The organism is Methylocapsa sp. S129 (assembly GCF_009765995.1).
Lineage (GTDB): Bacteria > Pseudomonadota > Alphaproteobacteria > Rhizobiales > Beijerinckiaceae > Roseiarcus.
In genome coordinates this window covers 524,426-550,134 of the sequence record NZ_LMUI01000011.1, presented here as the reverse complement: position 1 = coordinate 550,134, position 25,709 = coordinate 524,426, and the positions used below count along the sequence as shown (strand labels likewise).

The 25,709-nt window shown below is 62.7% G+C and carries 21 protein-coding genes and 1 pseudogene; 7 read left to right on the top strand and 15 right to left on the bottom strand.

The window, feature by feature from the left end; genetic code table 11:
• The first annotated feature begins 34 nt into the window (after positions 1-34).
• Both GSQ90_RS05010 and GSQ90_RS05005 read left to right on the top strand, forming a co-directional pair.
• Positions 35-901, top strand: coding sequence for a GyrI-like domain-containing protein (locus tag GSQ90_RS05010; protein WP_210254815.1), 867 nt, complete (start codon positions 35-37; stop codon positions 899-901).
• Positions 898-1,584: an HAD hydrolase-like protein gene (locus GSQ90_RS05005; RefSeq protein WP_158813689.1), complete on the top strand. Its 687-nt coding sequence runs from the start codon at positions 898-900 to the stop codon at positions 1,582-1,584. Before GSQ90_RS05010 ends, GSQ90_RS05005 begins: the two co-directional genes overlap by 4 nt.
• A gap of 3 nt (positions 1,585-1,587) precedes the next feature.
• Here GSQ90_RS05005 and GSQ90_RS05000 read toward each other — a convergent pair whose 3' ends face one another.
• Together GSQ90_RS05000 and GSQ90_RS04995 are read right to left on the bottom strand one after the other, a co-directional pair.
• Complete coding sequence (locus tag GSQ90_RS05000; RefSeq protein WP_158813688.1) at positions 1,588-2,580, bottom strand: MBL fold metallo-hydrolase; 993 nt, start codon at positions 2,578-2,580, stop codon at positions 1,588-1,590.
• A 40-nt stretch (positions 2,581-2,620) separates the two neighbouring features.
• On the bottom strand, positions 2,621-3,601 hold the full coding sequence (locus GSQ90_RS04995) for an aldo/keto reductase (RefSeq protein WP_158813687.1): 981 nt from the start codon (positions 3,599-3,601) through the stop codon (positions 2,621-2,623).
• 104 nt (positions 3,602-3,705) lie between these two features.
• Between GSQ90_RS04995 and GSQ90_RS04990 the strand changes: the two genes are divergently transcribed.
• Entirely contained in the window at positions 3,706-7,344 is a 3,639-nt protein-coding gene (locus GSQ90_RS04990; protein WP_158813686.1) for a hydantoinase B/oxoprolinase family protein, read from the top strand.
• A 159-nt stretch (positions 7,345-7,503) separates the two neighbouring features.
• Here the strand turns inward: GSQ90_RS04990 and GSQ90_RS04985 are convergent, their stop codons facing one another.
• The 4 genes and pseudogenes from GSQ90_RS04985 to GSQ90_RS04970 form a co-directional block, all read right to left on the bottom strand.
• Positions 7,504-9,030: an FAD-dependent oxidoreductase gene (locus GSQ90_RS04985; RefSeq protein ID WP_158813685.1), complete on the bottom strand. Its 1,527-nt coding sequence runs from the start codon at positions 9,028-9,030 to the stop codon at positions 7,504-7,506.
• Positions 9,031-9,102: 72 nt separating this feature from the next.
• A pseudogene (locus GSQ90_RS04980) lies at positions 9,103-9,838 on the bottom strand (glucose 1-dehydrogenase).
• Positions 9,839-10,085: 247 nt separating this feature from the next.
• Positions 10,086-10,250, bottom strand: coding sequence for a winged helix-turn-helix transcriptional regulator (locus tag GSQ90_RS32290; protein ID WP_371418328.1), 165 nt, complete (start codon positions 10,248-10,250; stop codon positions 10,086-10,088).
• Positions 10,251-10,262: 12 nt separating this feature from the next.
• Entirely contained in the window at positions 10,263-11,408 is a 1,146-nt protein-coding gene (locus GSQ90_RS04970; RefSeq protein ID WP_158813684.1) for an FAD-dependent monooxygenase, read from the bottom strand.
• An 89-nt stretch (positions 11,409-11,497) separates the two neighbouring features.
• Here GSQ90_RS04970 and GSQ90_RS04965 point away from each other — a divergent pair, with 89 nt between their 5' ends.
• A complete protein-coding gene (locus tag GSQ90_RS04965) occupies positions 11,498-12,130 on the top strand; it encodes a TetR/AcrR family transcriptional regulator (protein ID WP_158813683.1) in 633 nt (210 codons plus the stop codon).
• 184 nt (positions 12,131-12,314) lie between these two features.
• Here GSQ90_RS04965 and mbfA read toward each other — a convergent pair whose 3' ends face one another.
• Entirely contained in the window at positions 12,315-13,277 is a 963-nt protein-coding gene (mbfA, locus tag GSQ90_RS04960) for an iron exporter MbfA (protein ID WP_158813682.1), read from the bottom strand.
• 117 nt (positions 13,278-13,394) lie between these two features.
• Here mbfA and GSQ90_RS32080 point away from each other — a divergent pair, with 117 nt between their 5' ends.
• Together GSQ90_RS32080 and bfr are read left to right on the top strand one after the other, a co-directional pair.
• The gene (locus GSQ90_RS32080) at positions 13,395-13,679 is read left to right on the top strand and encodes a bacterioferritin-associated ferredoxin (RefSeq protein WP_210254814.1); all 285 of its coding nucleotides are present in this window, start codon (positions 13,395-13,397) and stop codon (positions 13,677-13,679) included.
• A 114-nt stretch (positions 13,680-13,793) separates the two neighbouring features.
• Positions 13,794-14,303 carry a bacterioferritin gene (bfr, locus tag GSQ90_RS04950; RefSeq protein WP_158813681.1) on the top strand — a complete coding sequence of 170 codons (510 nt, stop codon included), beginning with the start codon at positions 13,794-13,796 and terminating at the stop codon, positions 14,301-14,303.
• 30 nt (positions 14,304-14,333) lie between these two features.
• Here the strand turns inward: bfr and GSQ90_RS04945 are convergent, their stop codons facing one another.
• Positions 14,334-14,852 carry a L,D-transpeptidase gene (locus GSQ90_RS04945; RefSeq protein WP_158813680.1) on the bottom strand — a complete coding sequence of 173 codons (519 nt, stop codon included), beginning with the start codon at positions 14,850-14,852 and terminating at the stop codon, positions 14,334-14,336.
• 214 nt (positions 14,853-15,066) lie between these two features.
• Here GSQ90_RS04945 and GSQ90_RS04940 point away from each other — a divergent pair, with 214 nt between their 5' ends.
• Entirely contained in the window at positions 15,067-15,516 is a 450-nt protein-coding gene (locus tag GSQ90_RS04940) for an Rrf2 family transcriptional regulator (protein ID WP_158813679.1), read from the top strand.
• Between the two features lie 9 nt (positions 15,517-15,525).
• Here GSQ90_RS04940 and GSQ90_RS04935 read toward each other — a convergent pair whose 3' ends face one another.
• The 7 genes from GSQ90_RS04935 to GSQ90_RS04905 form a co-directional block, all read right to left on the bottom strand.
• On the bottom strand, positions 15,526-16,806 hold the full coding sequence (locus GSQ90_RS04935) for a polyhydroxyalkanoate depolymerase (protein ID WP_158813678.1): 1,281 nt from the start codon (positions 16,804-16,806) through the stop codon (positions 15,526-15,528).
• Positions 16,807-17,012: 206 nt separating this feature from the next.
• Positions 17,013-17,648: a 2-hydroxychromene-2-carboxylate isomerase gene (locus GSQ90_RS04930; RefSeq protein ID WP_158813677.1), complete on the bottom strand. Its 636-nt coding sequence runs from the start codon at positions 17,646-17,648 to the stop codon at positions 17,013-17,015.
• Between the two features lie 103 nt (positions 17,649-17,751).
• Positions 17,752-19,128: a S41 family peptidase gene (locus GSQ90_RS04925; protein WP_158813676.1), complete on the bottom strand. Its 1,377-nt coding sequence runs from the start codon at positions 19,126-19,128 to the stop codon at positions 17,752-17,754.
• Positions 19,129-19,706: 578 nt separating this feature from the next.
• Positions 19,707-21,914, bottom strand: a complete 2,208-nt coding sequence (locus GSQ90_RS04920; protein ID WP_158813675.1) for an FAD-dependent oxidoreductase — start codon at positions 21,912-21,914, stop codon at positions 19,707-19,709.
• 18 nt (positions 21,915-21,932) lie between these two features.
• Positions 21,933-23,141, bottom strand: coding sequence for an acetyl-CoA C-acetyltransferase (locus GSQ90_RS04915; protein WP_158813674.1), 1,209 nt, complete (start codon positions 23,139-23,141; stop codon positions 21,933-21,935).
• A 39-nt stretch (positions 23,142-23,180) separates the two neighbouring features.
• Complete coding sequence (locus GSQ90_RS04910) at positions 23,181-23,651, bottom strand: GFA family protein (RefSeq protein WP_158813673.1); 471 nt, start codon at positions 23,649-23,651, stop codon at positions 23,181-23,183.
• A gap of 179 nt (positions 23,652-23,830) precedes the next feature.
• A complete protein-coding gene (locus GSQ90_RS04905) occupies positions 23,831-25,621 on the bottom strand; it encodes an acyl-CoA dehydrogenase C-terminal domain-containing protein (RefSeq protein WP_158813672.1) in 1,791 nt (596 codons plus the stop codon).
• Positions 25,622-25,709: the final 88 nt, after the last annotated feature.

The following is a 25,709-nucleotide window of genomic DNA, read 5'->3' as shown; positions in this document are numbered from 1 at the left end:
AATCCGCTACGTTCGAGCGAAAAAGGGGCGCGTGATGATTTCCAGGGCTTTCGCCCATGGCCGGCTCGCGGCTTTGGCTTGTGCGCTGATCTTCGGCGCGCCCTTCGCGATCGTCAGCGGCTCCGCGCAGCAAGCCGCGCCGGCGACGCCTGGCGTATCGCAACCTGCGCCGGCGGCGCCCGCCGCCCCTGCTCCCGCCGCGACGCCGACGAATCCCGCAGCCAACGCCCCCGCGGCGACGCCTTCCCCGGCTCCAGCCGCCAGCGCGCCGGCAACCCCGCCTTCCGCGCCGCCAGCCGCCCCGACCCCTGGCGCCAATGCGCCAGCCGCGACGCCTCCCGCCGCCGCGCCTCCAACGACGCCCGCCGCGCCGCCGGCCAGTCCGCCCGCCGCGGCGACGCCCGGCGCATCAGGACCCGATGCGCCCGACGATTCCTCGAGCGGCGTTCCACTCGAAATGACCGCTCATCCCGCCGCCTATATCGAAGGCAAGGCGAATTGGACCGAGGGTTTCAGCGCGATTACCGACGCCTTCGGCCTGATCAGGGCGGAACTCGCTAAATCGGGATTGACCGCCTCGGGCCGGCCCATCACGGCCTTTACTGAAACGGACGACACCGGGTTCAGCTATCGCGCGATGATCCCGGTCGACAAGGCGCCCGACGGCAAGACCGCGCTATCGGATTCCGTCAAGCTTGGCCAGACGCCGGCGGGCAAAGCGATGAGATTCGAGCATCGCGGCTCCTATGAAGATATCGATTCGACCTATGAGGCGATCACCGCCTATCTTGACGAAAAGGGATTGGAGGCGGCCAATCTGTTTGTCGAGGAATATCTCAACGACGTCAAAACGCCCGACGATCCCAACCTGCAAGTCGATATCTACGTGCTGCTCAAATGAGCAGTGCGGGAATCGCTATTTTCGATCTTGACGGCACGCTGACGGATTCGCGGCCGGGAATTCTACGCTCGACGCGTTACGCGCTGGGGCGGCTGAACGAGACGACAGGCAAGGCGATTCCCATACCCGAGGAGAGCGCGCTCGATTTCATGATCGGGCCGCCGTTGCGCAACACCTTCGCAACGCTTGTCGGCGACGATCTCGTCGAGCCGATGATGAGTTTTTATCGCGAGCGCTACGCCACGATCGGGTTGTTTGAGAACGCCGTTTATCGGGGCGTCCCGGAAGCGCTGGAGGTTCTGCGCGCCGCAGGCCGCCGCCTGTTCGTTGCGACGTCGAAAAATGAGGCCGACGCCCGCCGCGTCCTCGATCATTTCGGGCTGGCGAAATTCTTCGCCGAAATATATGGCGCGCAAAGCGATGGCGGCCGCGCGATCAAAAGCGACCTTCTCACCTATCTGCTCGGACGCGAGCGCATCGCTGCAAATCCAGCAAACGTCGTCATGATCGGCGATCGCAAATATGACGTCCTGGGAGCGAAGGCGGTCGGGATCGCGGCGATCGGCGCCCTATGGGGTTACGGCGGCCAGGAGGAATTGAGCGAAGCAGGCGCCGACGCGCTGGCTGAAACGCCTCAGCAAATTCCCGCGACGGTCGAGGGTTTGACCCGGGCGGCCGGTTAGGAACTACGCGCTCGCTTCTTGCCAAACCTCGCCCGGCCGGATCGCGTGAAAACGATTGGCTGGCGCGCCGGCCTCGGCCAAAGCGATGCGCAAGGCCTCGGGCGGCGCTTCGATCGCTTCGTCGGTGAGCTGAAAAGTTCCCCAATGATGGGCGATGGCGTTGCGCGCGCCGCAGAGCTCCAGAATTTTCACGGCCTCGGCGGGATTGACGTGGAAATCTCTCATGAACCAGCGCGGCTCGTAGGCGCCGATCGGGATAAGCGCCAGACGCGGCGCACCGTGCTTTTGCCGGATGTCGCTGAAAATGGCGCCATCGCCAAAACCCGTGTCGCCGATGCAATAGATCGCGCCGTCCGGCGTTTCGATCGCAAAGGCGCACCATAGCGCCATGCGACGATCGCCAAGACCGCGCGCCGACCAATGATAGGCCGGCTCAAAATGCACGGCGACTTCGCGCGACAGCGCAACCCGCGCGCCCCAGTCGAAAGGCTCGGCGATGAGCGCCGGATCATGCGCCGCCAGGATCGCGTCATTGCCCAGAGGCAGCAGGATGCGCGCGCGATGTCTTCGTTTCAGCGCGGAAAGCGATGCGAGGTCGAGATGGTCGTAATGGTTGTGCGAAATCAGAATGGCGTCGACGCCAGGCAGATCGTCGAGCGCTACGCCCGGCGGACTGACGCGCGCCGGTCCGATCCATTGCAGAGGGCTCGCGCGCTTCGAGAAGACGGGATCGACGAGAATATTCAGCCCGCGCGTCTGGATCAGAAAACTGGCATGGCCGATCGAGACCACCCGCAGCGCGCCGCCCTCGACCCGCGCAGGCGGCCGATCGGCAAACGGGCTTGCGAAGCTTTTGGGCCAGGGCGCGCGCTTTTCCCTCAGCCTCCAGCGCAGGACGTCCGGTAGGCCGCGATCGGCCGAGCCGCCGGGCGCGAAAAAACGCATTCCATCGAAATGATCGGAAATCGGCCCGGAATAATAGCGATTGCCCGTCATCGCGGCCGAACGCCGCGAGGGGCGAAGGCGTCAGGCATCGCTAAGCATGTCCGGCGACCGCTTTGGGATGATAGAGCTCTTCCAACTTGGCAATGGCGCGCGCATCGAGCTTCAGCGTCAGAGCGGCGATCGCGTCATCAAGATGATGCGGTTTGGAGGCGCCGACAATCGGGGCTGTGATATAGGGCTTCGACAGAACCCAAGCGAGCGCGACGACGGCCGGTTTGACGCCATGCTTCTCCGCCACTTCCACGACACGCCGGCGAATCGCTTCGTCCTGCCGCGAGCCCAAGCCCAGCGTCACGCTATAGGGATCGGTGCGGCCGCGCAGCGTCGACGCCTTTTCGCCGACCCCGGAACCTGCGAGATAGCCGCGCGCCAGCGGCGACCAGGGAATGACGGCGAGGTTCTGGTCGGCGCAAAACTTCATCATCTCGCGCTCCTCCTCGCGATAGATCAGATTGTAGAAATTCTGCATCGAGACGAACTCGACCAGACCCCTCTCGCGCGCGACCGAAACCATGCGCACAAATTGCCACGTCCACATCGACGACGCGCCGACATACAGCGCCTTGCCCGCGCGCACGACGTCATTGAGCGCCTCGACCGTTTCCTCGATCGGGGTGTCATAATCGAAACGGTGGATCTGATAGAGATCGACATAGTCCGTGCCAAGGCGGCGCAAGGAGGCGTCGATCGATTCCATAATATGTTTGCGCGACAGGCCGCGCGCATTGACGTCCGACCCCATCGGACTGCAAACTTTGGTCGCGACGACGACTTCATCGCGCTTGGCGAAATCCTTGAGCGCCCGGCCCAATATCTCCTCGCTCGCCCCGAGCGAATAGACATCGGCGGTGTCGAAGAAATTGATTCCCTTCTCCAGGGCTTCCTTAATGAAGGGCCGCGACGCCTCCTCATCGAGGATCCATTCGCGCCATTTGGGCGAGCCATAGGTCATGCAGCCAAGACAAAGTCTCGAGACTTTCATGCCGGTCTTGCCGAAACGGGTATATTCCATATTAGGTCTCCTGATTGGCTCCGCGGGCGACTTCCGGTCGTGGGAATGTAGACCTTGACCGCTATCGCGCCAGCGTTCGTTCAGATCATACGGAAAACAATATCGTGACCAAAGCGGCAAAAAAGCACAGCGGCGAAACGCGCTCTTCCCAGGCGCATTGGGATTTCTGGGTCGATCGCGGCGGAACGTTCACCGATGTCATTGGCCGCGACCCGCGCGGGCGACTGCATGCGCGCAAACTTCTGTCAGAGAATCCGGCCTATAGCGACGCAGCCGTGCAAGCCATCCGCGACCATCTCGGTCTGGCGCCGGGCGAGCCGATCCCCGTGGGGGCGATCGGCGTCGTGAAAATGGGCACGACGGTCGCGACCAACGCCCTGCTCGAGCGCAAGGGCGAGCGCACGTTGCTGGTGACGACGCGCGGTTTTCGCGATGCGCTCGAAATCGGCTATCAGGCGCGGCCCAAAATATTCGCGCGCAACATCATCAAGCCCGAGCAGCTTTATTCCGACGTCGTCGAGGTCGACGAACGCGTGCTCAGCGACGGAACGATCGAGAAAGCCCCCGATCTTGCCGCCATTCGTGGCGATCTGGCGGCGGCCAAGGCGCGCGGCTTTGGCGCACTCGCCATCGTCTTCATGCACGCCTATCGCTATCCCGAACATGAGCGGCAGGTGGCGCGCCTTGCTCGCGAGCTGGGCTTTGGCCAGGTTTCCGTCAGTCACGAATGTTCGGCGCTCATCAAGCTGGTCGGGCGCGGCGACACGACCGTCGTCGACGCCTATCTCTCGCCGATTCTGGCGCGCTATGTCGCGCGCGTGTCGAAGGAGCTGGATGTGGCGCGCACCGGCGCGCGCGTGATGTTCATGATGTCGTCGGGCGGCTTGACCGCGGCGGAGCTGTTCGCCGGCAAAGACGCGATCCTTTCGGGCCCGGCGGGCGGCGTCGTCGCGATGGCGCAGACCGGCGCGAGCGCCGGTTTTGATCGCGTCATCGGCTTCGATATGGGCGGCACGTCGACCGATGTCGCCCATTTCGATGGCGAATATGAGCGCGCGTTCGAAACCGAAGTCGCCGGCGTGCGCATGCGCGCGCCGATGATGATGATCCACACCGTCGCGGCGGGCGGCGGCTCGATCCTGCGTTACGACGGCGCGCGCTTTCGCGTCGGGCCGGATTCGGCCGGCGCCAATCCCGGCCCGAAATGCTACCGGCGCGGCGGGCCGCTCGCCGTCACCGACGCCAATCTGATGACCGGCAAGCTGATCCCCGATTTCTTTCCGAAAATCTTCGGACCGGAACAGAACGAAGCGCTCGACGGCCAAAGCGTCTCGCGCGCCTTCGCGGATATGGCGGAGCAAGTGGGCGACGGGCGCAGCGCCGAAGAGGTCGCCGACGGGTTCATCGCCATCGCAGTGGCCAAAATGGCCGAGGCGATCAAGAAAATATCGGTGGCGCGCGGTTATGACGTCACGCGCTATGCGCTCAATTGTTTTGGCGGCGCCGGCGGCCAGCACGCCTGCGACGTCGCCGACGCGCTATCGATCAAGACCGTGCTGATTCATCCGCTGTCATCGCTGTTATCGGCCTATGGCATGGGCCTTGCCGATATCAGCGCCAGTCGCGGCCAGGGCATCGAAGAGCCGCTGGCGCCGGCCGCGCTGGAGCAGATCGCGACGCTGGCCAACGCGCTCGGGCGCCAGGCAATCGACGAGGTCGCCAGCCAGGGCGTGGCGCGCGCCGATATCGCCCTGCATGTGCGCGCGCAATTGCGCTATGCCGGCTCGGACACCGCGCTTGAAGTGAAGTCGGGAAGCATCGCGGCGATGCGCCGCGCCTTCGAGACCGCGCATAAAGCGCGTTTTGGCTTCATCGACCCGGCCAAAGCCCTGGTGATCGAAGCGATCAATGTGGAGGCGGTCGGCGGCGCCGCGCGCTTTTCCGAACGGGCGAGGCCCAAGGCCAAGGCGGCCGCGCCGGAGCCAGTGCGCGCCACGCGCTTTTTCTCGAATGGCCAATGGCGCGACGCCCATGTTTTCCTGCGCGAAAATCTCGCGCTTGGCGCTGAAGTAGACGGCCCGGCGCTGATCCTCGAGCCGCACCAGACGATCGTCGTCGAGGATGGCTGGCGCGCCCAGATCACGCAGAAGAATCACGTCGTCCTGCGGCGCGTCGCCGCCATCGCGCATCGCGAAGCGATCGGCGCCAAGGCCGATCCGGTGATGCTGGAGATCTTCAACAATCTTTTCATGTCGATCGCCGAGCAAATGGGCGTAACGCTGCAAAACACCGCCTATTCCGTCAACATCAAGGAGCGGCTCGACTTCTCCTGCGCGGTGTTCGATCGGCACGGAAGGCTCGTCGCCAATGCGCCGCATATGCCGGTGCATCTGGGCTCGATGGATCGCTCGGTCGAGACGATCATCCGCCTCAACGAGGGACGCATTCACGCCGGCGACGTTTTCGCGCTCAACGCGCCCTATAACGGCGGCACGCATCTGCCCGACATCACCGTCTGTACGCCGGTGTTCGACGAGCGCGGCAAGACCATCCTGTTCTGGACCGCGTCGCGCGGCCATCACGCCGATGTCGGCGGCGTTTCGCCGGGATCGATGAGCCCGCGCGCCACCAATATTCTCGAAGAAGGCGTCTATATCGACAATTTCACGCTGGTCGAGCGCGGGCGTTTTCGCGAAAAAGAACTTTACGCGCTGCTCGAAGGCGGCCCCTACCCCGCGCGCAATCCGCTGCAAAACGTCAATGACCTGAAGGCGCAGATCGCCGCCAATGAAAAGGGCGCGCAGGAACTCAAGCGCATGGTCGACCAGTTCTCGCTGGCGACGGTCGAAGCCTATATGGGCCATGTCCAGGACAATGCCGCCGAAAGCGTGCGCCGCGTCATCGACCGATTGAAGGACAGCACATTCTCCTGCGAGATGGATCAGGGCGCCGTCATCAAGGTGAAGATCAGCGTCGACCGGGAAAAGCGCGAAGCGACCGTCGATTTTACCGGGACCTCGCCGCAGCAGCCGACCAATTTCAATGCGCCCGAGCCGGTCGCCCGGGCCGCCGTGCTTTATGTCTTCCGCGTCATGGTGGAAGACGAAATCCCGATGAATGCCGGCTGCCTGCGCCCGATCCGCATCATCATCCCCGAAGGATCGATGCTGTCGCCGCAATATCCCGCCGCGGTGGTCGCCGGCAATGTCGAGACGTCGCAGGCGGTGACCGATACTTTGTTCGGCGCGCTGGGCGCGCTGGGTTCGGCGCAGGGCACGATGAACAATGTGACCTTCGGCAACGCCCGCTATCAATATTACGAGACGATCTGCTCGGGCGCGCCGGCGGGGCGCGGCTTCAATGGCGCCAGCGGCGTCCATACCCACATGACCAATTCGCGCCTGACCGATCCCGAAGTGCTGGAATCGCGCTTTCCCGTCGTGCTGGAGGATTTCCATATCCGCCGCGGCTCGGGCGGCAAGGGACAATGGCATGCGGGCGACGGCACGATGCGCAAGTTGCGCTTCCGGGAGCGCATGGATCTGGCGCTGCTGACCGGCCATCGCCGCGTCCCTAATTTCGGGATGGAGGGCGGCGCGACCGGGGAGCTCGGACGCAATTTCGTCGAGAGAAAGGATGGACGCGTCGAGGAGCTCGAAGGCTGCGCGCAAACCGTTCTGGAGGCGGGCGAGACGATCGTGATCGTGACGCCGACGGGCGGCGGCTGGGGCAAGGCGGAGTGAATGGCGTCATTCGCGGCCTCCTCGCCTATGTCAGCGGAACTTCGCCCTTGCCGCCGCCAGCTCGGCATGTCGCAACCGGCCCTCGGCAGCCCTACGGCGCACCGAGATTAAGACTCCAGCGTTGACCGAAGAGAACAGCTCGGGCCGCGGCGGAAAGGATCACTGTTCGGACGGCGCCATAGACCCGTCATCCAGTGCTGGGATGAACCAGCGGCGGAGCGCTTCTTGCAATCCGTCTATGCTGTCTTCCTCGCCGGCCCAGGCGATGCAGGCATCGGGACGGATCAGCATCGAAGGCCCTGTATCGACGGCGACGCAACGAACTCTCTGCGTGCTGGCTACAACGAGCTTGGAAGCCTTCCCCTCGGTTGAAGCATCGAGAAGAACGCCCGTGCCATCCTGGATGAGAGCGTAGAGCGAGACTTGCGTCTTGCCGTGGTGGATCGGCCTGTCGCCAATCAATCGTCCGACTTCGTCGCGCTCCGACCCGAAATCGTAACGGATGGAAAGGCCGCTCGTCATCTCGCCGATGAGTCGATTGACGTCATCGAGTTGCATGAGGTTCGCCACGAGGTCTCGCATGGCGCCCGATTGCGGATCGGGCCGCATGATGGCGACCTGGGCAAGGGTGTTGGCCAGAACGGCTTCGGCGACGGGCCGACGCTCGTCCGTATAGGTGTCGAGCAGGCTTTCGGGCGCCTCGCCGCGTATCACGGCGGCGAGCTTCCAGCCGAGGTTCGCCGCGTCGACGAGCCCGAGGGTCAGGCCCTGACCGCCGAACGGCGTGTGGATATGCGCCGCATCGCCGGCGAGCAGCACGCGGCCTCGGCGATAGGAGTCGACAAGCCGCGTGTTGTCCGTCCATCGGCTCCCGCTTTCGAGCGCCTTCACACGGACGTCCGCGCCGCTGACGCGGCGCAGCACGTCTTCGATTTCCTCGCGGGTCACCGGCGCCTGCCGATCTTCAGGCGGACCGGTGAACTCGAGCATGACCAACCGGCCGGGAAACGGCCCGTAGGAGAACACACCGCCCGATGTGCGCCGCCAACCCATGGGCGCCAGGCGTTCGGGATGGTCGATCTCAGCGACGGCCTGGTAGAAGGTCGACGACGGCTCCGTGCCGGGGAAGTCGAAGCCGGCTTTTCTGCGGATGAAGCTGCGTCCCCCGTCGCAACCCACGAGGTAGGCGCAGCGGATATGGTCCGCGCCTGTCGGAGTGGTCCATTCCACATCGACGCCGTCCGCCTGCTGGACGAAGTTCGTGACGTCACATTCGCGGCGCACGTCGACCCCGAGCACGCGGGCGCGGTCGGCCAGCATCGCTTCGAGGGCCTGCTGATCCACGGGGTGGGACCGCCGCTGCGGCTCGTTCTGCGCGTCCTTTCGGATCAGGGCGAGGCCGGCGAAATGGCCGCTGTATTTCGATCCCTTAGCGCGCGGGTCAGCCCCGGCCTGCGTCATCGCCGCGAAGCTGCGGGCCTCCGCAGCGGCGATGGCCGCCGCCATGCCGCGGCGCTCCAACGCTTCGAGTCCCAGCGGTCCGAGCCCGCCAGCCTTCATGTCCAGGCTCGCGGCGGCCAGACGCTCCAGCACGAGGACGCGCACGCCGCCCAACGTCAGCTCGATGGCGGTCAGGAGTCCGACCGGTCCGGCTCCGACGACGACGACATCAATTTGTTCTTTCATATATCGCGCTCCAATTTGCCGTCCTCAGACGGGCGCCGTCATGACCTAGCGGGCTCCATCAACCGCTGCGTTTCAGCGCAGGCCTCCGGCGGCGAGGAGTTTTTCACCGGTCAGCCATCGTGCGTCGTCGGAAGCCAGGAACACGACCAAGGCGGCGATGTCGTCCGGCTGGCCGATACGACCAAGCGGGGTCCGCGCGACGACTAACTCTTTGAATTCCGGGCTCAGACCGGCGCGCGAACCTTCGGTTTCCACGAGACCAGGGTTGATGGCGTTGACGTGGATTTTGCGCGCACCGAGTTCACTGGCCAGCACGCCGGTGATGACATCCACCGCGCCTTTGGAGCCGGCGTAAACCGCCAGTTGCGGCCAGAAACCGCTGGTCACGTTGGAGGAGATGTTAATCACGCTGCCGCCTTCCCCGAGATGCTTGACGGCGGCCTGGGTCGTCAACAACACGCCGAGCACGTTAACGTCGAATACCCTGCGATAAAGCTCCTCCGTCACGGCTCGGCGAAAGTTCGTAGACGCCGCAGTTGTTGACCAACACGTCGAGGCGAGCGAAGGCCTTTATCGCCGCCTCGATCAGGCCTTTGGCCTGGTCGGCCTTAGACACATCTCCTTGCACCGCTATGGCCTTTCCGCCGGCGCTGCCGATGGCGTCGACGACGGCGTCCGCGCCGGCCTTGCTCGACGCATAGTTCACCACGACCGCGGCGCCTTCCGCCGCGAGCGCTTTGGCGATTGCGGCGCCGATACCCTTGGAAGCTCCGGTCACCACTGCGACCTTGCCTGCGAGTTTCGACATGAGTCTGCCCCTTCTGCTGACTGTCCGGCGGTCGGGTTGGCGCACAAAGCTGCGCTATTTATGTATCGAATCTATTTACATACTTAGTACATGTAAACATCATCATGAGTTACATGTCAAGGCCGACCGTCGATCCCGCACGCGCCTCGCCACCCGGCAAGGCGCCCTCAACGGCGGCTGGATTGGTCGGACCCACCCGGCAAGCACCTCCAGGGGCGGCTTGAGAGAGTGGCCGAGTTTCGTCAGCTCATGGTCCACCCTCGGGCCGCCGTCGCGAACGCCGTGCGTCCATCAGACCATCGCGTTCGACGCCGCGTAGCGTCAGGGTCAGCGTGCGGCGCTCGGCGCCCGCAATGGCCCGCTGCAGCGCGTTGAAGCGCATGCGGCCGTCCGACAAGGCGCCGACGACCATCGCCGAGACATGCTACCAGGGATTGGGCTGAGTGTTTCTCTTGCGAATGGCTTCTTTCGTTTTCGGAATAAGTACGTCCAACATATTTACGGCGTTCGCTTGCACGTCTTCGATAAATGGACGGAAACTCTCGTTGTATTCCTGGAAGGCCAATTCGAAGTCGCCGTGGGTTTTTTCAAACGCATCAGCCAACGCGCCAGCGCCGATTATCGCCAACGACCCACCCATGCCTGCAGCCGGAGAGGCGCAATAAGCGGCGTCGCCCACAAGCGCCACTCTGCCTTTTGTCCATGACGACATTTTTATCTGATTCACCTTGTCGAAATAGAACGTCTTCGAGTTACTGACCTCTTCCAATAATTCCTGAGTTCTCCAGCCCTGTCCGGTGAACTGCTCGGAGATGATCTTTCGTTGTTGTTCCTCGTCGCGATAGTCGTAGGGGATCTCTGTTTCCGAAGAGAAGCAAAGAACGATGTCTGTCTTGTTATTGTAGGCGTTAAGCATCACAGCTTTGCCCGGCACGTTATACATCTGTGTGGTGTTTTCCTTGATCAACAGTTTGTCGACGATCGTTATAGAGAAATATTGACCGAGGAAATGTGTGTATTCAGCCTCTTCGCCAAACTGCAATTTTCGGACAAGCGAATGGTTGCCGTCGCAGCCAAATACCAAAGCAAACGAGCGCTTCGAGCCGTCTTTGAGGGAAACATTGATACCGTTTGTCGTTTCGTCCAAAGCGGCGACGCTGTTGTTGAAAACGAACTCCACATCGTCTTTTACGGAACCGAACATAATATCCAGAAGTGCATCGCGTTCCACTTCCCAGTCATCGTCAGCGCGTTCGGCATCCGGCTGCGGCCGGATTGATCCCTCGGTGACGTCATCGGAGTTTTTGAACTCGGTCCCTTCCATCTCCAAGCGGTTTGATTGAACCTGCTCGAACAGGCCCATGCGTTTCAGGATGTCCTTGGCTTCCTTACCGATATTAGCGGGCGTGCCGCCTTTTTTGAGGTCTTTCGCAATCTCGACAACCGTCACTTTGTAGCCGAGTCTATTCAGCCAATACGCGGTCGCCAGTCCCGCGAAACTCGCCCCGGAAACGAGGACATCTTTGTTTGGCGTAGTTGCTGCCGCAGCATCATCGGCTTGCTTTCCCATTTACCCCGTCCCATCATGTATGGATACTAAATATGTATTGAATAATATTATGTACTAAGTATAATAAAAGAGGTTTTGGGAGCTTGTCAATGTCGCCGGATCGCCGAACCCGTAAGCGTCTCGCCACGCGGCAAGGCATCTCCAATACCGCCACGCTCCTCTTCATCGAGCGGGGCTTTGATCACGTGACGGTAGACGAGATTGCGGACGCCGCCGACGTCGGACGGATGACGGTGTTCAATCACTTCCCCCGCAAGGAGGACATGTTCTTCGATCGCGACGAAGAAGGCCGCGAGATGCTGCGCGAAGCCTTGCGGCAGCGCGATCCCCGCGTCGCGCCTATCGAGGCGTACCGTCTGCTCGCGCATCGGCTGATCGCGGAACAGAGCCCTTACCTCAGTTTTTCTGAGGAGGGCCAACGCTTCATCGAGACGATCGAGCGCAGCGAAACCCTCAAGGCTCGGGCGAGGGCGATCCGCGACGAGCTCGCGCAAGTCGTAACGGTGGCGCTATCTGAATGCGCAGGGCGAGAACCAACCGATCCCGACGCCTATCTGGCCGCCAATCTCCTCCTGGCGACGTGGACCGTGGCCTTCATCCAGGCGCACCGGACCTTTCGACAGAGCCGAGATGCAGAGGAAGCGAAAGCCGCCTTTCTCGCGACTGTCGACAAGGGAAGCGTCGGCCTGAAAGCCGCAATGGCGGGCACGCCATACGGCTGAGCAATCGACCCGGCCTCACGGGTATGCCGCCTTTGCGCTCCGGCGCGTCCGATCTCTCGAAGGCCCTTGAATTCCGGGCAGAGGCGCTTCGTCGAAATGCTCACCATTTGAAACATGGCAAACGTCGCTTTTGCGTCGAAGTCGGTCACCCGACTGGCTGGCGCCGAACATTAAAGTTCGTCCCCTAACTGTTGCCGATCAATATGCCGGCGGCGAGCACGAGCGCGCCGCCGAGCATGACTTTGGCGGCGGCGGCCAGCGGCGGCGTGCTCATGAACTTCCACTGGATCACGGCAATCGAGATCAGTTCGATCACGACGACGATGCAGGCGATGACCGTTGCGGTGTAAAAGTTCGGAATGAGGTAAGGCAGCGTATGGCCGATGCCGCCGGCGAAGGTCATGACGCCGCAGGCGAGGCCGCGCAACAGCGGCGCGCCACGCCCCGAGAGCTTGCCATCGTCAGCCAAAGCTTCGGCGAAGCCCATCGATATGCCGGCGCCGATCGAGGCCGCCATGCCGACCAGAAACGCGTTCCAGGGATTATGGGTGGCGAAAGCGGCGGCGAACACCGGCGCCAAAGTCGACACCGAGCCGTCCATCAGGCCGACCAGCCCAGGCTGAATGATTTGTAAGATGAAGCGCCGCCTGGCGTCGTCATCCTCGCCGGCGCGAACGTCGCCGGGCAGATGCTCCGCCTCGATTTGCGCGGCGGTGTTTTCGTGCTCCGCCTCCGCCGCGGCGAGATCGCCAAGCAGCTTGCGGATGGCGGCGTCGGTCGTGCGGCTCGCCGCCTGCTGATAGAAGCGCGCGGCGTCCTGCTCCATCTGCCGCGCCTGGCGCCGCACGACATCGACCCCGAGCGGGCGAAGCTGCCAAATCGGGCGGCGCTGCACCCAGCCGCGAACATCCTGGCGCCGAACGAGCGGAATGTGATCGCCGAATTTCTGGACGAAGAGATCGATCAATTGACGACGGTGCGCGTTTTCCTCCGCCGCCATATCGGTGAAGACATGGGCGCTGGCGGGATAGTTCTCCCGCAGGCCATCCGCGAAATCGGCGTAAATGCGGCCATCTTCCTCCTCGCTGCTGATGGCCAGCGCAAGAAGCTCGCGCTCGCTGAGGTCGATAAAGCGCCGCGTCGTCATTTTCGCTCCCGGACATTTGGAATTGTCGCGCGCGGCTCTTGTCCAGGGGCGCGACGATCGGTATATAAGGCCTTGAGAAACCTATAGTTTTTAGCCATTCTAAACTACGCGGCCGCCATGATCGTTTGTTCCTGCAACGTTCTGTCCCATACGCAAATCCTCGCGACGCTCGACAGCGAGGACGATGCGCGTCCCCGTTCGCCCGCTCAGGCTTATGGTTGCCTGGGCTGCGCTCCTCAATGCGGCCGCTGCCTCGTTACCGTCCGCGCCCTGCTGGCGCATGCGCGCGGCGCCAATTGCAACGTCGGCTGCGCCATCTGCCCCGGCGCCGCCGGCGAGGACCATTCCCACCACAACGCGCACCCGCACGCCCCCGTGCCCTTCCTGATCGCGGCCGAATAAAGCGCGCGTCTCGACCTTGCCTGTCGATCACTCATTGCCCTCAGAGTAGAACTATTCTAAACTGAGCTCCAGCGACCGGTCAATTCACCGGCCGCGATGCGCAGGGAGCGACAAATGAAGGGCGATACGAAAATCGTTGAATATCTCAACAAGGGTCTGCGCAGCGAATTGACCGCCATCAGCCAATATTGGCTGCATTATCGCCTGCTCGACAATTGGGGCCTCAATGGCCTGGCCAAGCAATGGCGCGAGGAATCGATCGAGGAAATGCGCCATGCCGATCGCTTCATCGATCGCATCATCTTCCTCGAAGGCTTTCCCAATCTCCAGATGCTCAACCCGCTCGTCATCGGACAGAACGTGCAGGAGATCATCACAGCCGACCTGGGCGCCGAGGTCGAAGCCCGCGCGCTTTACCAGGAAGCGGCCGAATATTGCATCAAGATGAAGGATTATCCGAGCCGCGACCTGTTTGTCCTGCTGATGTCGGACGAGGAGGGGCATATCGACTTCCTCGAAACGCAGCTCGATCTCATCAAACGCATCGGCCTCGAACGCTACACGCAGGCCCATATCGCGGGGCTTGGCGAGGGCGGAACGCCGGGGCTGCGCGGCGAAAAATAAGAAGGCTGGGTTCCAGCGGCCCGGGACGGCCTAGCGGATCATGACCACTGGCGCGCCGATGCTGACGCGGTCGAAAAGATCGATCACGTCTTCATTGAGCATGCGGATGCAGCCATAGGACGCTGCGGTTCCCACCGAAGCGCGCATCGCCATCGTCGTGCCGTGAATGGCGACTTCGTCGCGATCGAGGGTGATCGCCCGGGCGCCCATCGGATTGTGCGGCGACCCGCCGGGGATCACGTCGGGCAGTTCCGGATGGTCGCGCTTGACCGATTCAGGCGGCGACCAGGCTGGCGAGACATATTTGCCGTCGACTTTGGCGTAGCCGCTCCATTCCTTGCCATGCTTGGCGACCGCGACGGGATAAGCGATCGCCGATTGTGGGCCGGTGACCAGAAACAGCTTCCGCGCGCTCTGGCTGATGACGATCGTGCCAATTCCATAGGGCGAGGGGAAAGCGACCGCCTCGCGCGCCTGCGCCAGGGACGCGCCCGTCAATGCGACGCCAAGCCCGATCGCCGCCGCGCGCCAGTTTCGCATCGCTGTCATTCCTGATCCGTCCGCGGCCGGGAGGTCGGCCGAATGGTGAGGATCAGAATACCATTTGCGCGCCTCGCCCGCGGCAAAGCCATCGGAGTTGGTAAACTTTGTGCAAAATCAGGGCGCGATCGGCCTGTTGGACGCCGGTTCCGCGCTTTCTATAGTATTTATCGACTGAATCGCTTATGTAATCGATAGCGGATGGGGTCCGAAAGGCCAAACGATGCTGACGAACAAGGGAAAATACGGCCTGAAGGCGATGGTCCATCTGGCGGGGCTTGAGCCGGGCCGGCCGGCCTTGGTGGCCGACATCGCGGCGATCAACGGCATCCCCAAGAAATTCCTCGACGCGATCCTGGGCGAATTGCGCACGGCGGGGCTGGTCCATTCCAAAAAGGGCCGCGGCGGCGGCTATGTGCTCGCCAAGCGCCCCTCGCAGATCATGGTCGGCGACATCGTGCGGGCGCTCGACGGGCCGCTGGCGCCGATCGCCTGCGCCAGCAAGGGCTATTACAGACGCTGCGACGATTGCCCGACCGAGGGCAATTGCACGGTCCGGTTGATGATGCTGGAAGTGCGCAATTCGATCGCGTCGGTTCTCGACAATCGCTCCCTCGCCTCGATGCGCGCGCTGGCCGACGTCGATGAAGCGAACCTGATGTACTACATCTGAGCCGAGGCTTCAGCCTCTGGCCGGTTTCCGTCGCGACGATTTCTGCGACCTGGCGTGCGCATCGGCATTGGCGTGAAAATCGACGATGCGCGGCGCGATCAGCGCGCGAAAGCGCGAACCGTTGAAGACGCCGTAATGGCCAACGTCTTTTTGCAGATAGTGAACCTTCAGTTCGTCGGGAATATTCGGGCAAAGCTCCTGCGCCGCATAGGTCTGGCCGACGCCTGAAATGTCGTCATTTTCGCCCTCGACCGTCATCAGCGCGCAGCGATGAATCGCCTTGAGATCGATCGCCGTCCCGCGGTGTTTCATCTCGCCTTTGGGCAGGGAATGCTCCACGAATACGGTCTCGATCGTCTGCATGTAATATTCGGCCGTGAGATCCATCACCGCCATATATTCATCGTAGAATTCGCGATGTTTCTCCGCTGAATCGCCGTCGCCGGAGACGAGGTGATTGAACATGTCGACATGGGCGTTGACGTGCCGGTCGAGGTTCATCGCCATGAAGCCTGACAATTGCAGGAAGCCGGGATAGACGACGCGCCCGAAGCCGGCGTGAGGAAAGGGAACGACATTCAGGCAATTGTCGCGAAACCACGCGACGCCGCGCCGTTCCGCCAGGAGATTGACCGCCGTCGGGCTGCGCCGCGTGTCGATCGGTCCGCCCATCAGCGTCATCGACGCGGGGATATCGCTATGATTTTCGGCCTCCATCAATGCGACCGCCGCGATCAGCGGCACGGCGGGCTGACAAACGCCAATGGTATGGGCGCCCGGTCCCAGCACCCCTAACATCTCGCGCAGATAAACAATGTAATCGTCGAGGTCGAAACCGCCGGCGGCGAGCGAGACCATCCGGGAGTTGGTCCAGTCGGTGATGTAGACTTCGTGAGTCGGGAGGAACGCTTCGACCGTGCCGCGCAGCAGCGTCGCGTAATGGCCGGACATCGGCGCGACGATCAGGAGTTTGGGTTGCGGCGCGCGCAGCTTCACTCCCTCGCGGACGAAATGAAGGAGGCTGCAAAAAGGGCGCTCCCACACAACCTCCTCTCTCACCGTCACGGGGACGCCATCGACCGCCGTGCGCTGTAGACCGAAAGCCGGCTTTCCGTAGCGACGCGTCATCCGTTCGAACAATTCGGCGCCGGCGGCGATATTCTTGCCGAACGGCGTATTGGTGAGTGGGTTGAAAGGATTGGCGAAAACGAGCCGACTGGCGTTTGAAATCGCGCGCGCCGGTCCCAGCGCCGCAAGCGCCATTTCGTACATCTGATAGGAAAAATTCATTTGTCCGACCACCCTTGCCGCGACGCGCGGCGCCCCGAACGTCACTCACGCTGGACCTTATAAGTTAAGGTTCCTATTTAAACTAATCAACGTCACAAAAGGTATAAGAAGCGCGCGCCGAGGATCGTTCCGCCCTTCATTCGCAGGGTTTCCAAAACGCCGGCGACGCGCGTTATCGGCGTGTTGAAAAAGGGCAAGGATTGCGCTCACGTCCCGCCTTGAGGCTTGGCGGCGAAGGGCGCGCGGCCGCTGGCGAGCGCGTCGGCCAGAAGATCCAGACGATCCTGACCCCAGAAAATCTCGCCATTGAGCACGTAGCAGGGCGCGCCGAAGACGCCGGCCGCGATGGCGTCGAGGCGATTGCGCTCGTAGGCGGCGCGAATGGCTGGCGAATTGGCGCTGGCGAGAACGGATGGCGGGTCAAACCCCGTTTCTTGCAGCAGACGCGTCAGAGCGGCCGCATCGGCAAGATTTTCCTGGTTCTCCCAAACGCCATTGAATGCTTTTTGCACGAGATCGGCGGGGTCGCCGCCGGCGGCGACGACAGCCAGAACGGCGCAATTGGCAAGGTCCGCGTCGTAAGGCCAATGTTTGGGCCAGAGATGAAACGCGAGGCCGCGCTTCTCGCGCCAGCGCTGCAATTCAACCGTGCGATAGGCCTGGCGGGCGGGGTGACGCCTGGCCAGCGGCAGGCCGCCGGTTTCCGAGAAGACCTCGTTCAGCAGCACCGGTTTGTAAACGATGCTCGCGTCGTGACGGCGCGCGATATCGAGGAAATGCCTGTGCCCGATATAAGCCCACGGGCTCACCAGCGAAAAATAATAGTCTATACTGCGGGACATTGCGGCTCCGGCTTTCGTATGCGCCCTTACGGACGCGCATTTGGACGGCGAACTTCAGCGCCGCGCCCCCCGCAGGACTGGAAACCCGCGCATCTTCGCAAAATCATCCCGGCGGCTTGGTCGCCGCGGCGCTCGGCTTTGCTTCGGCGTGAGGCGCCGCGCTCTTGGCTATTTCCGGCGACGGCGCCGCGGCGCGCTTGACACCGTGCAGGAGATCGACGGCCGCGATCAATTGATTGTCGGCCTTGGGCTCGGCCGGCACATAGGCCTGTGAAGCTGTCGTCTTCTCGTCGTCGCCATTCCTGAGATGGCCCTTGAGCGAAGCCTCGCCCTCCATGTCGTCCTTGCCCTTCAGATCATCCGGGACGTCCTCGAGGATCTGAATGTCGGGTTCGATGCCCTTGGCCTGGATCGAGCGGCCGGACGGCGTGTAATAGCGCGCCGTCGTCAGGGTCAAGGCGCCGTTCTCGCCAAGCGGCATGATCGTCTGCACTGAACCCTTGCCGAAGGAGCGGCTGCCGATCAATGTCGCGCGCTTGTGATCTTGCAAGGCGCCCGAGACGATCTCCGACGCCGAGGCCGAACCGCCGTTGATGAGCACGACAAGCGGCCTGCCATGCGAGAGATCGGCGCCGGGCCGCGCGTCGTAGCGCTGCGTCTGCTCGACATTGCGTCCGCGCGTCGACACGATCTCGCCGCGGTCCAGGAAGGCGTTGACGATTTCGATCGACTGATCGAGCAGCCCGCCGGGATTGTTGCGCAAGTCAAGAATATAGCCCTTGAGCTTGCCGCCCGGCGCGTCCTCGAACTTGTCCATCGCGTTCTTGAGGCCGTCGAACGATTGTTCGTCGAACTGATTGATGCGGATATAGCCGATATCGCCGTCCTCGACATGCGAGCGCACTGAACGCACCTTGATGATGTCGCGAACGATCTTGAATTCCTTGATCTCCTTGGTCGCGCCGCGCGAGACCTTGAGCCGAACCGTTGAGTTCGGGGCGCCGCGCATCTTGTCCGCCGCCTGATCGAACGTCAGCGCCTTGGCCGGCTGATCGTCGATTTCGGTGATGATGTCGCCAGAGAGAATGCCCGCTTTGGCCGCCGGCGTATCGTCGATCGGCGTGATAATCTTGACGAGTCCGTCCTCCTCCATGATTTCGACGCCGATGCCGCCAAATTCGCCCTTGATCTGCTCCTGCCTGTCGCGAAAACCTTTAGCGTCGAGGTAGCTCGAATGCGGATCGAGCGAGGTGAGCATGCCGTTGATCGCCGCTTCAATGAGTTTGCCCTCGTCAGGCTTCTCCACATAATTGTTGTTCACTTTTTCGATAACGTCGCCCAGCAGATTGAGCTGACGATAGGTGTCGGTCGGCGCGGCGAAGGCGCCGTTGCCCATGAGAGGCGCGGAACGCGGGATCAGCGCGGCCGATGCAACGCCGATCGCGACGCCCAAAGCGATATAGGAAACCTTGCGCAGCATGCGCACGCCCTTTCATGGAACCTATCCAGCATTCTGCGGATAGACACGACTCTGCCGGACATTGTGCCCCGGCTTGGCGTTCTCGGCAATCTTCAACCGCGCCATGCGCTTTCGAGGCGCGTTGATGCAGTTTTCGCCACATTTGACGTAGGACGCCTCGCTCCTGTCAATTATTCCGAGCGACCGCGCATTGGAGGCGAAACGGCCGCCGTCTTCAACGGCCCTGGAAGACAAAACGTCCAACGATTGAGACGACCTGACCATCAAGGCCATTGATTCTATGACAGGCCATGGGCTGACGGCTTCCGGCGACACCCGTCATGATGGCGTTCGACAACGAGAGTCGGCGGCAAAGCCGACGCCGACCCCACGGCGCTCTCTATGTCCGGCAAGAAGCCCGAAGTCAAAACCCGCCGGTCGGGGCCGGCCGACAGACCTTGAACGGCGCGCAACGCGCCGCGGCGGGCAGGTCGGCCCCCATGTCGACTGTCAGAGTCGCAATACCCATTCTCGCATAGGCTTGGCGGGTGCGGACCAGCTGGTTGCCCGACAAGGCGCCGATGGAGCCGGCGACCGTCCTAGGCCGCGCGCGGCTGTTCGCCGAACCGGCCGTAGAACGTCTCGCCCTTCTTGGCCATGTCGATCAGCAGCGCATTGGGCGTGAAGCGGTCGCCGTGCTTGGCGGCGAGCGATTGGGCCAAAGCGACAAAACGCGCCACGCCCATGCCGTCGATATAGGAGAGCGTGCCGCCCGCGAAGGGCGCAAAGCCGAATCCAAGGATCGAACCGACATCGGCTTCGCGCGGATCTGTCACGACATTCTCTTCCATGCATCGCGCCGCTTCCAGCGATTGCACGACAAGGAACCGCTCCTTCAATTCCTGCACGCTGAGCGTGTCAGGATCGAGCGCTTTGCCAGCGATCTTGGCGAGGCCTGGCCACAAACTCTTCGGGCCCTTCTCGGGATAGTCGTAGAAGCCTTTTCCGTTCTTGCGGCCAAGGCGCTTCTCAGTCACGACCATCGCATCGAGCAGCTTCTCCTGCCCCGGATCGACGGCATTGGCGCCAAGGTCCTTTTTGGCGGCCTGGAGAATGCGCCAGCCGAGATCAATCGCCGTCTCATCGTTGAGCGATAGCGGACCGACCGGCATGCCGGCCATTTTCGCCGTATTCTCGATCATCGCCGGCGGCACGCCCTCCATCAGCATGCGATGGCCCTCGCCGATGAAGGCGCCGACGCAGCGGTTGGCGTAGAATCCGCGGCAATCGTTGACGACGATCGGCGTCTTCTTGATCGCGCGCACAAAATCCATCGCGGTCGCGAGCGCTTTGGCCCCCGTCTTTTCGCCCACGATGATTTCGACCAGCATCATCCTGTCGACCGGCGAGAAGAAATGCACGCCGATGAAATCTTCCGGCTTGAGCGAGGTTTCCGCCAGCGAGGTGATCGGCAGGGTCGAAGTGTTGGTCGCGAATATGACGTCCGGCCCCAGCACGGCCTGCGCCTTTTTCGTCGCCTCGGCCTTCACGGCGCGATCCTCGAACACCGCTTCAACGACGAGATCGCAACCGGCGAGATCGTTGTAATCGGCGCTCGGCTTGATGCGCTCCAGCAACGCGTCGCGATCGGCGGATTTGGCGCGGCCCTTGGCGATCTGGTTGCTGATGATTTTATGCGAATAGGCCTTGCCTTTGTCGGCCGATTCCTGATCGCGATCGATCAGCACGACGTCGAGCCCGGCATTGGCGCTGACATAAGCGATGCCGGCGCCCATGAAGCCGGCGCCGATGATTCCGACCTTGCGCAGCTTGGTCGCGGGGATATCGGCGGGGCGACGCGCGCCCTTGTTGAGTTCGCCCATCGAGACGAACAGCGAGCGGATCATCGCGGCCGCTTCCTTCGAGAGCACGATTTTCGCGAAATAGCGCGCTTCCACCGCCAATGCGAGGTCGATCGGCAATTGCAACCCTTCATAGACGCATTGCAGGATCGCTTTGGCGGCGGGATAATTGTCATAGGTCTCGCGGCGATAGATCGCATTGGCAGGCGGCCAGGTCATCATGCCGGCGGGCGAGAAGACGCGGCCGGACGGCAGTTTGAACTTCGGGTCATCCCAGGGCGCTTTGGCGTTCGGATTGGCCTTCACCCAATCCTTGGCGCGCTGGAGGATTTCCCCAGCCGGCGCCACCTCATGAACAAGCCCCATCGCCTTGGCCGCGGCCGGTTTGATCTGGTCGCCCTTGAACAGCATCTGCAAGGCGTCGCCTGTCTGCATCAGCCGCGCGACGCGTTGTGTGCCGCCGCCGCCGGGGAACAGGCCAACCTTGATCTCTGGCAGCCCGACGCGGACTTTCTCGCCATCGGCGACGACGCGGTAATGGCAGGCGAGCGCAAGCTCGAAACCACCGCCCATGCACACGCCATTGATCGCCGCGGCGATCGGCTTGCCCGCGGTCTCGAGCCGACGGTAGGTCCGTGACAATTCGCCGATCTGTTTGACGAAGGCGCGCATCGCCGCCTCTTCGCCCTCGGCCTTGACGAGCCGTTTGTATTCGCGCCCCGTATTCTGGAGCATGGTGAGATCGGCGCCGCCGGAGAAACCCTCCTTACCGGAGGTGAAGACGGCGCCTTTGATCGAAGAATCGCCGGCGATTTTATCCACGATGGCGCCGATCTCGGCAATGACCTCGGCGTTCAGCACGTTCATCGAACGGCCGGGCATGTCCCACACGACAAGCGCGATCCCATCGGCGTCCGTTTCAAAACGGAAATTGGTGAAGCTCATGATTCGATCTCCGCTCTTTTAGACGCGTTCGATGATGGTGGCCGTGCCCATGCCGCCGCCGATGCACAAAGTGATCAGAGCCGTCGACTTGCCGGTGCGCTCAAGCTCGTCGAGCGCGGTGCCCAGGATCATCGCGCCTGTCGCGCCCAGCGGATGACCCATGGCGATGGCGCCGCCATTGACGTTGAGCTTGCCGGGATCGACGTCGAAAGCCTGCTGGAAGCGCAGCACGACGGAAGCGAAAGCTTCATTGACCTCGAACAGATCGATGTCGGCGATCGTCATGCCCGCGCGCGCGAGCACTTTCTTGGTGACGTCGACCGGCCCTGTCAGCATGATCGCAGGCTCGGAGCCGATATTGGCGAAAGCGCGGATTCTTCCACGCGGTTTCAGTCCCGCAGCGGAGCCCGCTTTCGCCGAACCCAGCAGCACAGCCGCTGCGCCATCGACGATGCCCGACGAATTGCCGGCGTGATGGACATGAATGACGCGCTCGATCTCGGGATGCGCCTGCGTCGCCACCGCGTCAAAACCGCCCTGCTCGCCCATCATGACGAACGAAGGCTTCAAGGCGGCGAGCGACTGCATATCGGTCTTGGGCCGCATATGCTCGTCATGGTCGAGCAGGCTGAGGCCGTTCACATCGCGTACCGGCGCGATCGACTTCTTGAAGCGGCCGGCCTCCCAGGCGGCGGCGGCGCGCTTTTGCGATTCCACGGCGTAGGCGTCGACATCGTCGCGCGAGAAGCCATATTTCGTCGCGATCAGATCGGCCGAAACGCCCTGCGGCATGAAATAGGCCGAGATGGCGAGCGAAGGATCGACCGGCCACGCGCCGCCCGAAGCGCCGATGCCGACCCGGCTCATCGATTCGACGCCGCCGCCGATCGTCATATCGTGCTGGCCGGCCATGATCTGGGCGGCCGCGAAATTGACGCTGTCGAGGCCCGAAGCGCAGAAACGGTTGATCTGCACGCCGGGAACCTGATCGCCGAGGCCCGCCGCCAGCGCGCCCATCCGCGCGATATCGCCGCCAGCCTCCCCGACGGGATCGACGCAGCCCATCACGACATCGTCGATCAGTTTGGGATCGAGATGATTGCGATCCTTGATCGCGCGCAGCGCGGTCGAGGCCAGATGCAGGGTCGTTGCGGTATGGAGCGAACCATCCGGCTTGCCGCGCCCGCGCGGCGTGCGGACGTGATCGTAAATAAAGGCCTCGGTCATTGGCGGTCTCCTCGGGAGCGGCCAAAGGCCGCGATGATTTCAGGTTTCGCGATCGGGGTGCTGATGGTTGCCGACATCGTCGATTTTCGCGGCGCGGAGCCAGTCGTCCGTGCGCTGTCCCGGCAAAGCGGCGAGCGCCGCGAACCAGGGCAGAATCGCTTCGGTCCCGAACTGCTCGCCCGGCGCGAATAAGGCGGGATCGTCAAGGCTGCCGATCGTGACGCTGATCCGGTTGAGCCCTTTTATCTGGTAGGTCAGCGGCGTTCCGCAAGCCGCGCAGAAGCCGCGCTCGGCGAGATCGGAAGAGGCATATTTCGTCGGCGTCCCGCGCGTGAAGACGAGATCGGCGGCTTTTACCCCCGTGAAAGCCATGAATGGCGCGCCGCCCGCCTTCTGGCACATGCGGCAATGGCAGATGCCCGCGCCCGTGGGGGCGGCTATCAACCGATAGCGAACGGCGCCGCATTGGCAGCCGCCGGCAAAAGGCGGGGCGGGATGTCCGGGTTTCATCGTACCTCCCTTTGTTTCCCGCGTCGTCATTGCGAGCGGAGCGAAGCAATCCAGAGATCGAGACCTATGCCGCCTTGTTCGCGGCCCGTAATCAGAAAAAATCGCGACTGCGCCGCCACCGTTCAATTTCCAGACGTCACGACCTCTGGATTGCTTCGCTCCGCTCGCAATGACGTCCCCTAGAACGCCGCCGCGGGCATCGCCATGATCGACCCGGCGCCCGAGCTCAATCGCGCGAGATGGGCGCCCGCCTCTGGCATCATACGCTCGTTGAAGAACTTGGCGAGGACGAGTTTGCTTTCCAGTTCTTCGCTGAGGCCGCCGTTCGCCTTCTTCGCGAGAACCGCCTTGACGATGCGCGCCCACATATAGCCGAGCAGGGTCAAGCCGAAGAGATGCATGTAATCGGTCGAGCCGGCGCCTGCATTGTCGGGATTGCCCATCGCGTTCTGCATCAGCCACATCGTCGCCTGCTGCAATTGGCCCGAGCCCGCCTTCAGCCCGGTCAGATAGGGAGCGAGTTCCGCATCCGCCTTGTTCGCCGAAAGAAACGCCGCGATCTCGCCAAAGAAGGCGGTGATCGCGCGGCCGCCGTCCTTGGGCAATTTGCGCCCGACCAGATCGAGCGCCTGGATGCCGTTGGCGCCTTCATAGATCATGTTGATGCGCGCATCGCGCACGAATTGCTCCATGCCCGATTCCGCGATGTAGCCGTGGCCGCCGAACACCTGTTGCGCCTTGACGGCGTTGGCGAAGCCGGCGTCGGTGAAGACGCCCTTGAGCACCGGCGTCAGCAGGCCAAGCCGATCTTCGGCAGACTGGCGCGCGGCGGCGTCGGGAGAACGGCGCGCCTCGTCGCTCGACAAAGCCGCCCACATCATGGCCGCGCGCGCCGCCTCGTTGAAGGCGCGGATTTCCAACAGCATGCGACGCACGTCGGGATGGACGATGATCGGATCGGCGGGCTTGCTCGCGTCCCGTGCGCCGGTCAGCGCGCGCCCCTGCACGCGCTCTTTGGCGTAGGCGGCGGCGTTCTGGTATGCGACCTCGGAAATGGCGACGCCCTGCAGCGCCACGCCCATGCGCGCTTCGTTCATCATGACGAACATCGCATTGAGGCCGCGGTTTTCTTCGCCGACCAGCCAACCCTTGGCGCTGTCGTAGTTCATCACGCAGGTTGAATTGGCGTGAATGCCCATCTTGTGCTCGATCGAGCCGCAGGAAACGCCATTGCGCTCGCCGAGCGACCCGTCATCGCGCACCATGACCTTGGGCACGACGAACAGCGAAATGCCTTTAACCCCTGCCGGCGCGCCCTCGATGCGCGCAAGCACGAGATGAATGATGTTGTCGGTCAGATCGTGCTCGCCCGAGGAGATGAAAATCTTCTGTCCGGTGATCGCGTAAGATCCGTCGCCCTGTAGCGCGGCGCGCGTCTTGATAAGGCCAAGATCGGTGCCGCATTGGGGCTCGGTGAGGTTCATCGTCCCCGACCATTCGCCGGAGATCATTTTGGGCAGATAGGTCTTTTTCTGCGCATCGCTGCCATGGGTGTGGAGCGCCGCCGTCGCCCCGTTCGTCAGCCCGGGATACATGGCGAAGGCCTGATTGGCCGAAATAGCGAATTCATTCAGGGCGAGCGCGAGGAAATGGGGCAGGCCCTGACCGCCATAGGCCGGATCGCCCGCAATGCCGACCCAACCGCCCTCGGCAAAGGCTTTATAGGCTTCCTTAAATCCTTTGGGCGTCGTCACCGCGCCATCGGCATGGCGCGTGCATCCCTCGATATCGCCAGAGCGATTGAGCGGCTGCAGCACTTCTTCGGCCAGCTTCGCCCCTTCGCTCAGCACCGCCTCGACGACATCAAGGGGCGCCTCAGAAAACCCCGGCAGATTGTCATAGCGCGCATAGTCGAAGACATCGGTCAGCAGGAACAAAGTGTCGCCGACAGGCGCCTTGTAGCTCGGCATGGGTCAAGTCTCCAGAACGGGGCCAATTCGTTCACATGTAAACTATCTGCCGAGAAACGCAAGGCCTCGCCGCGACGAGAGGCCGGGC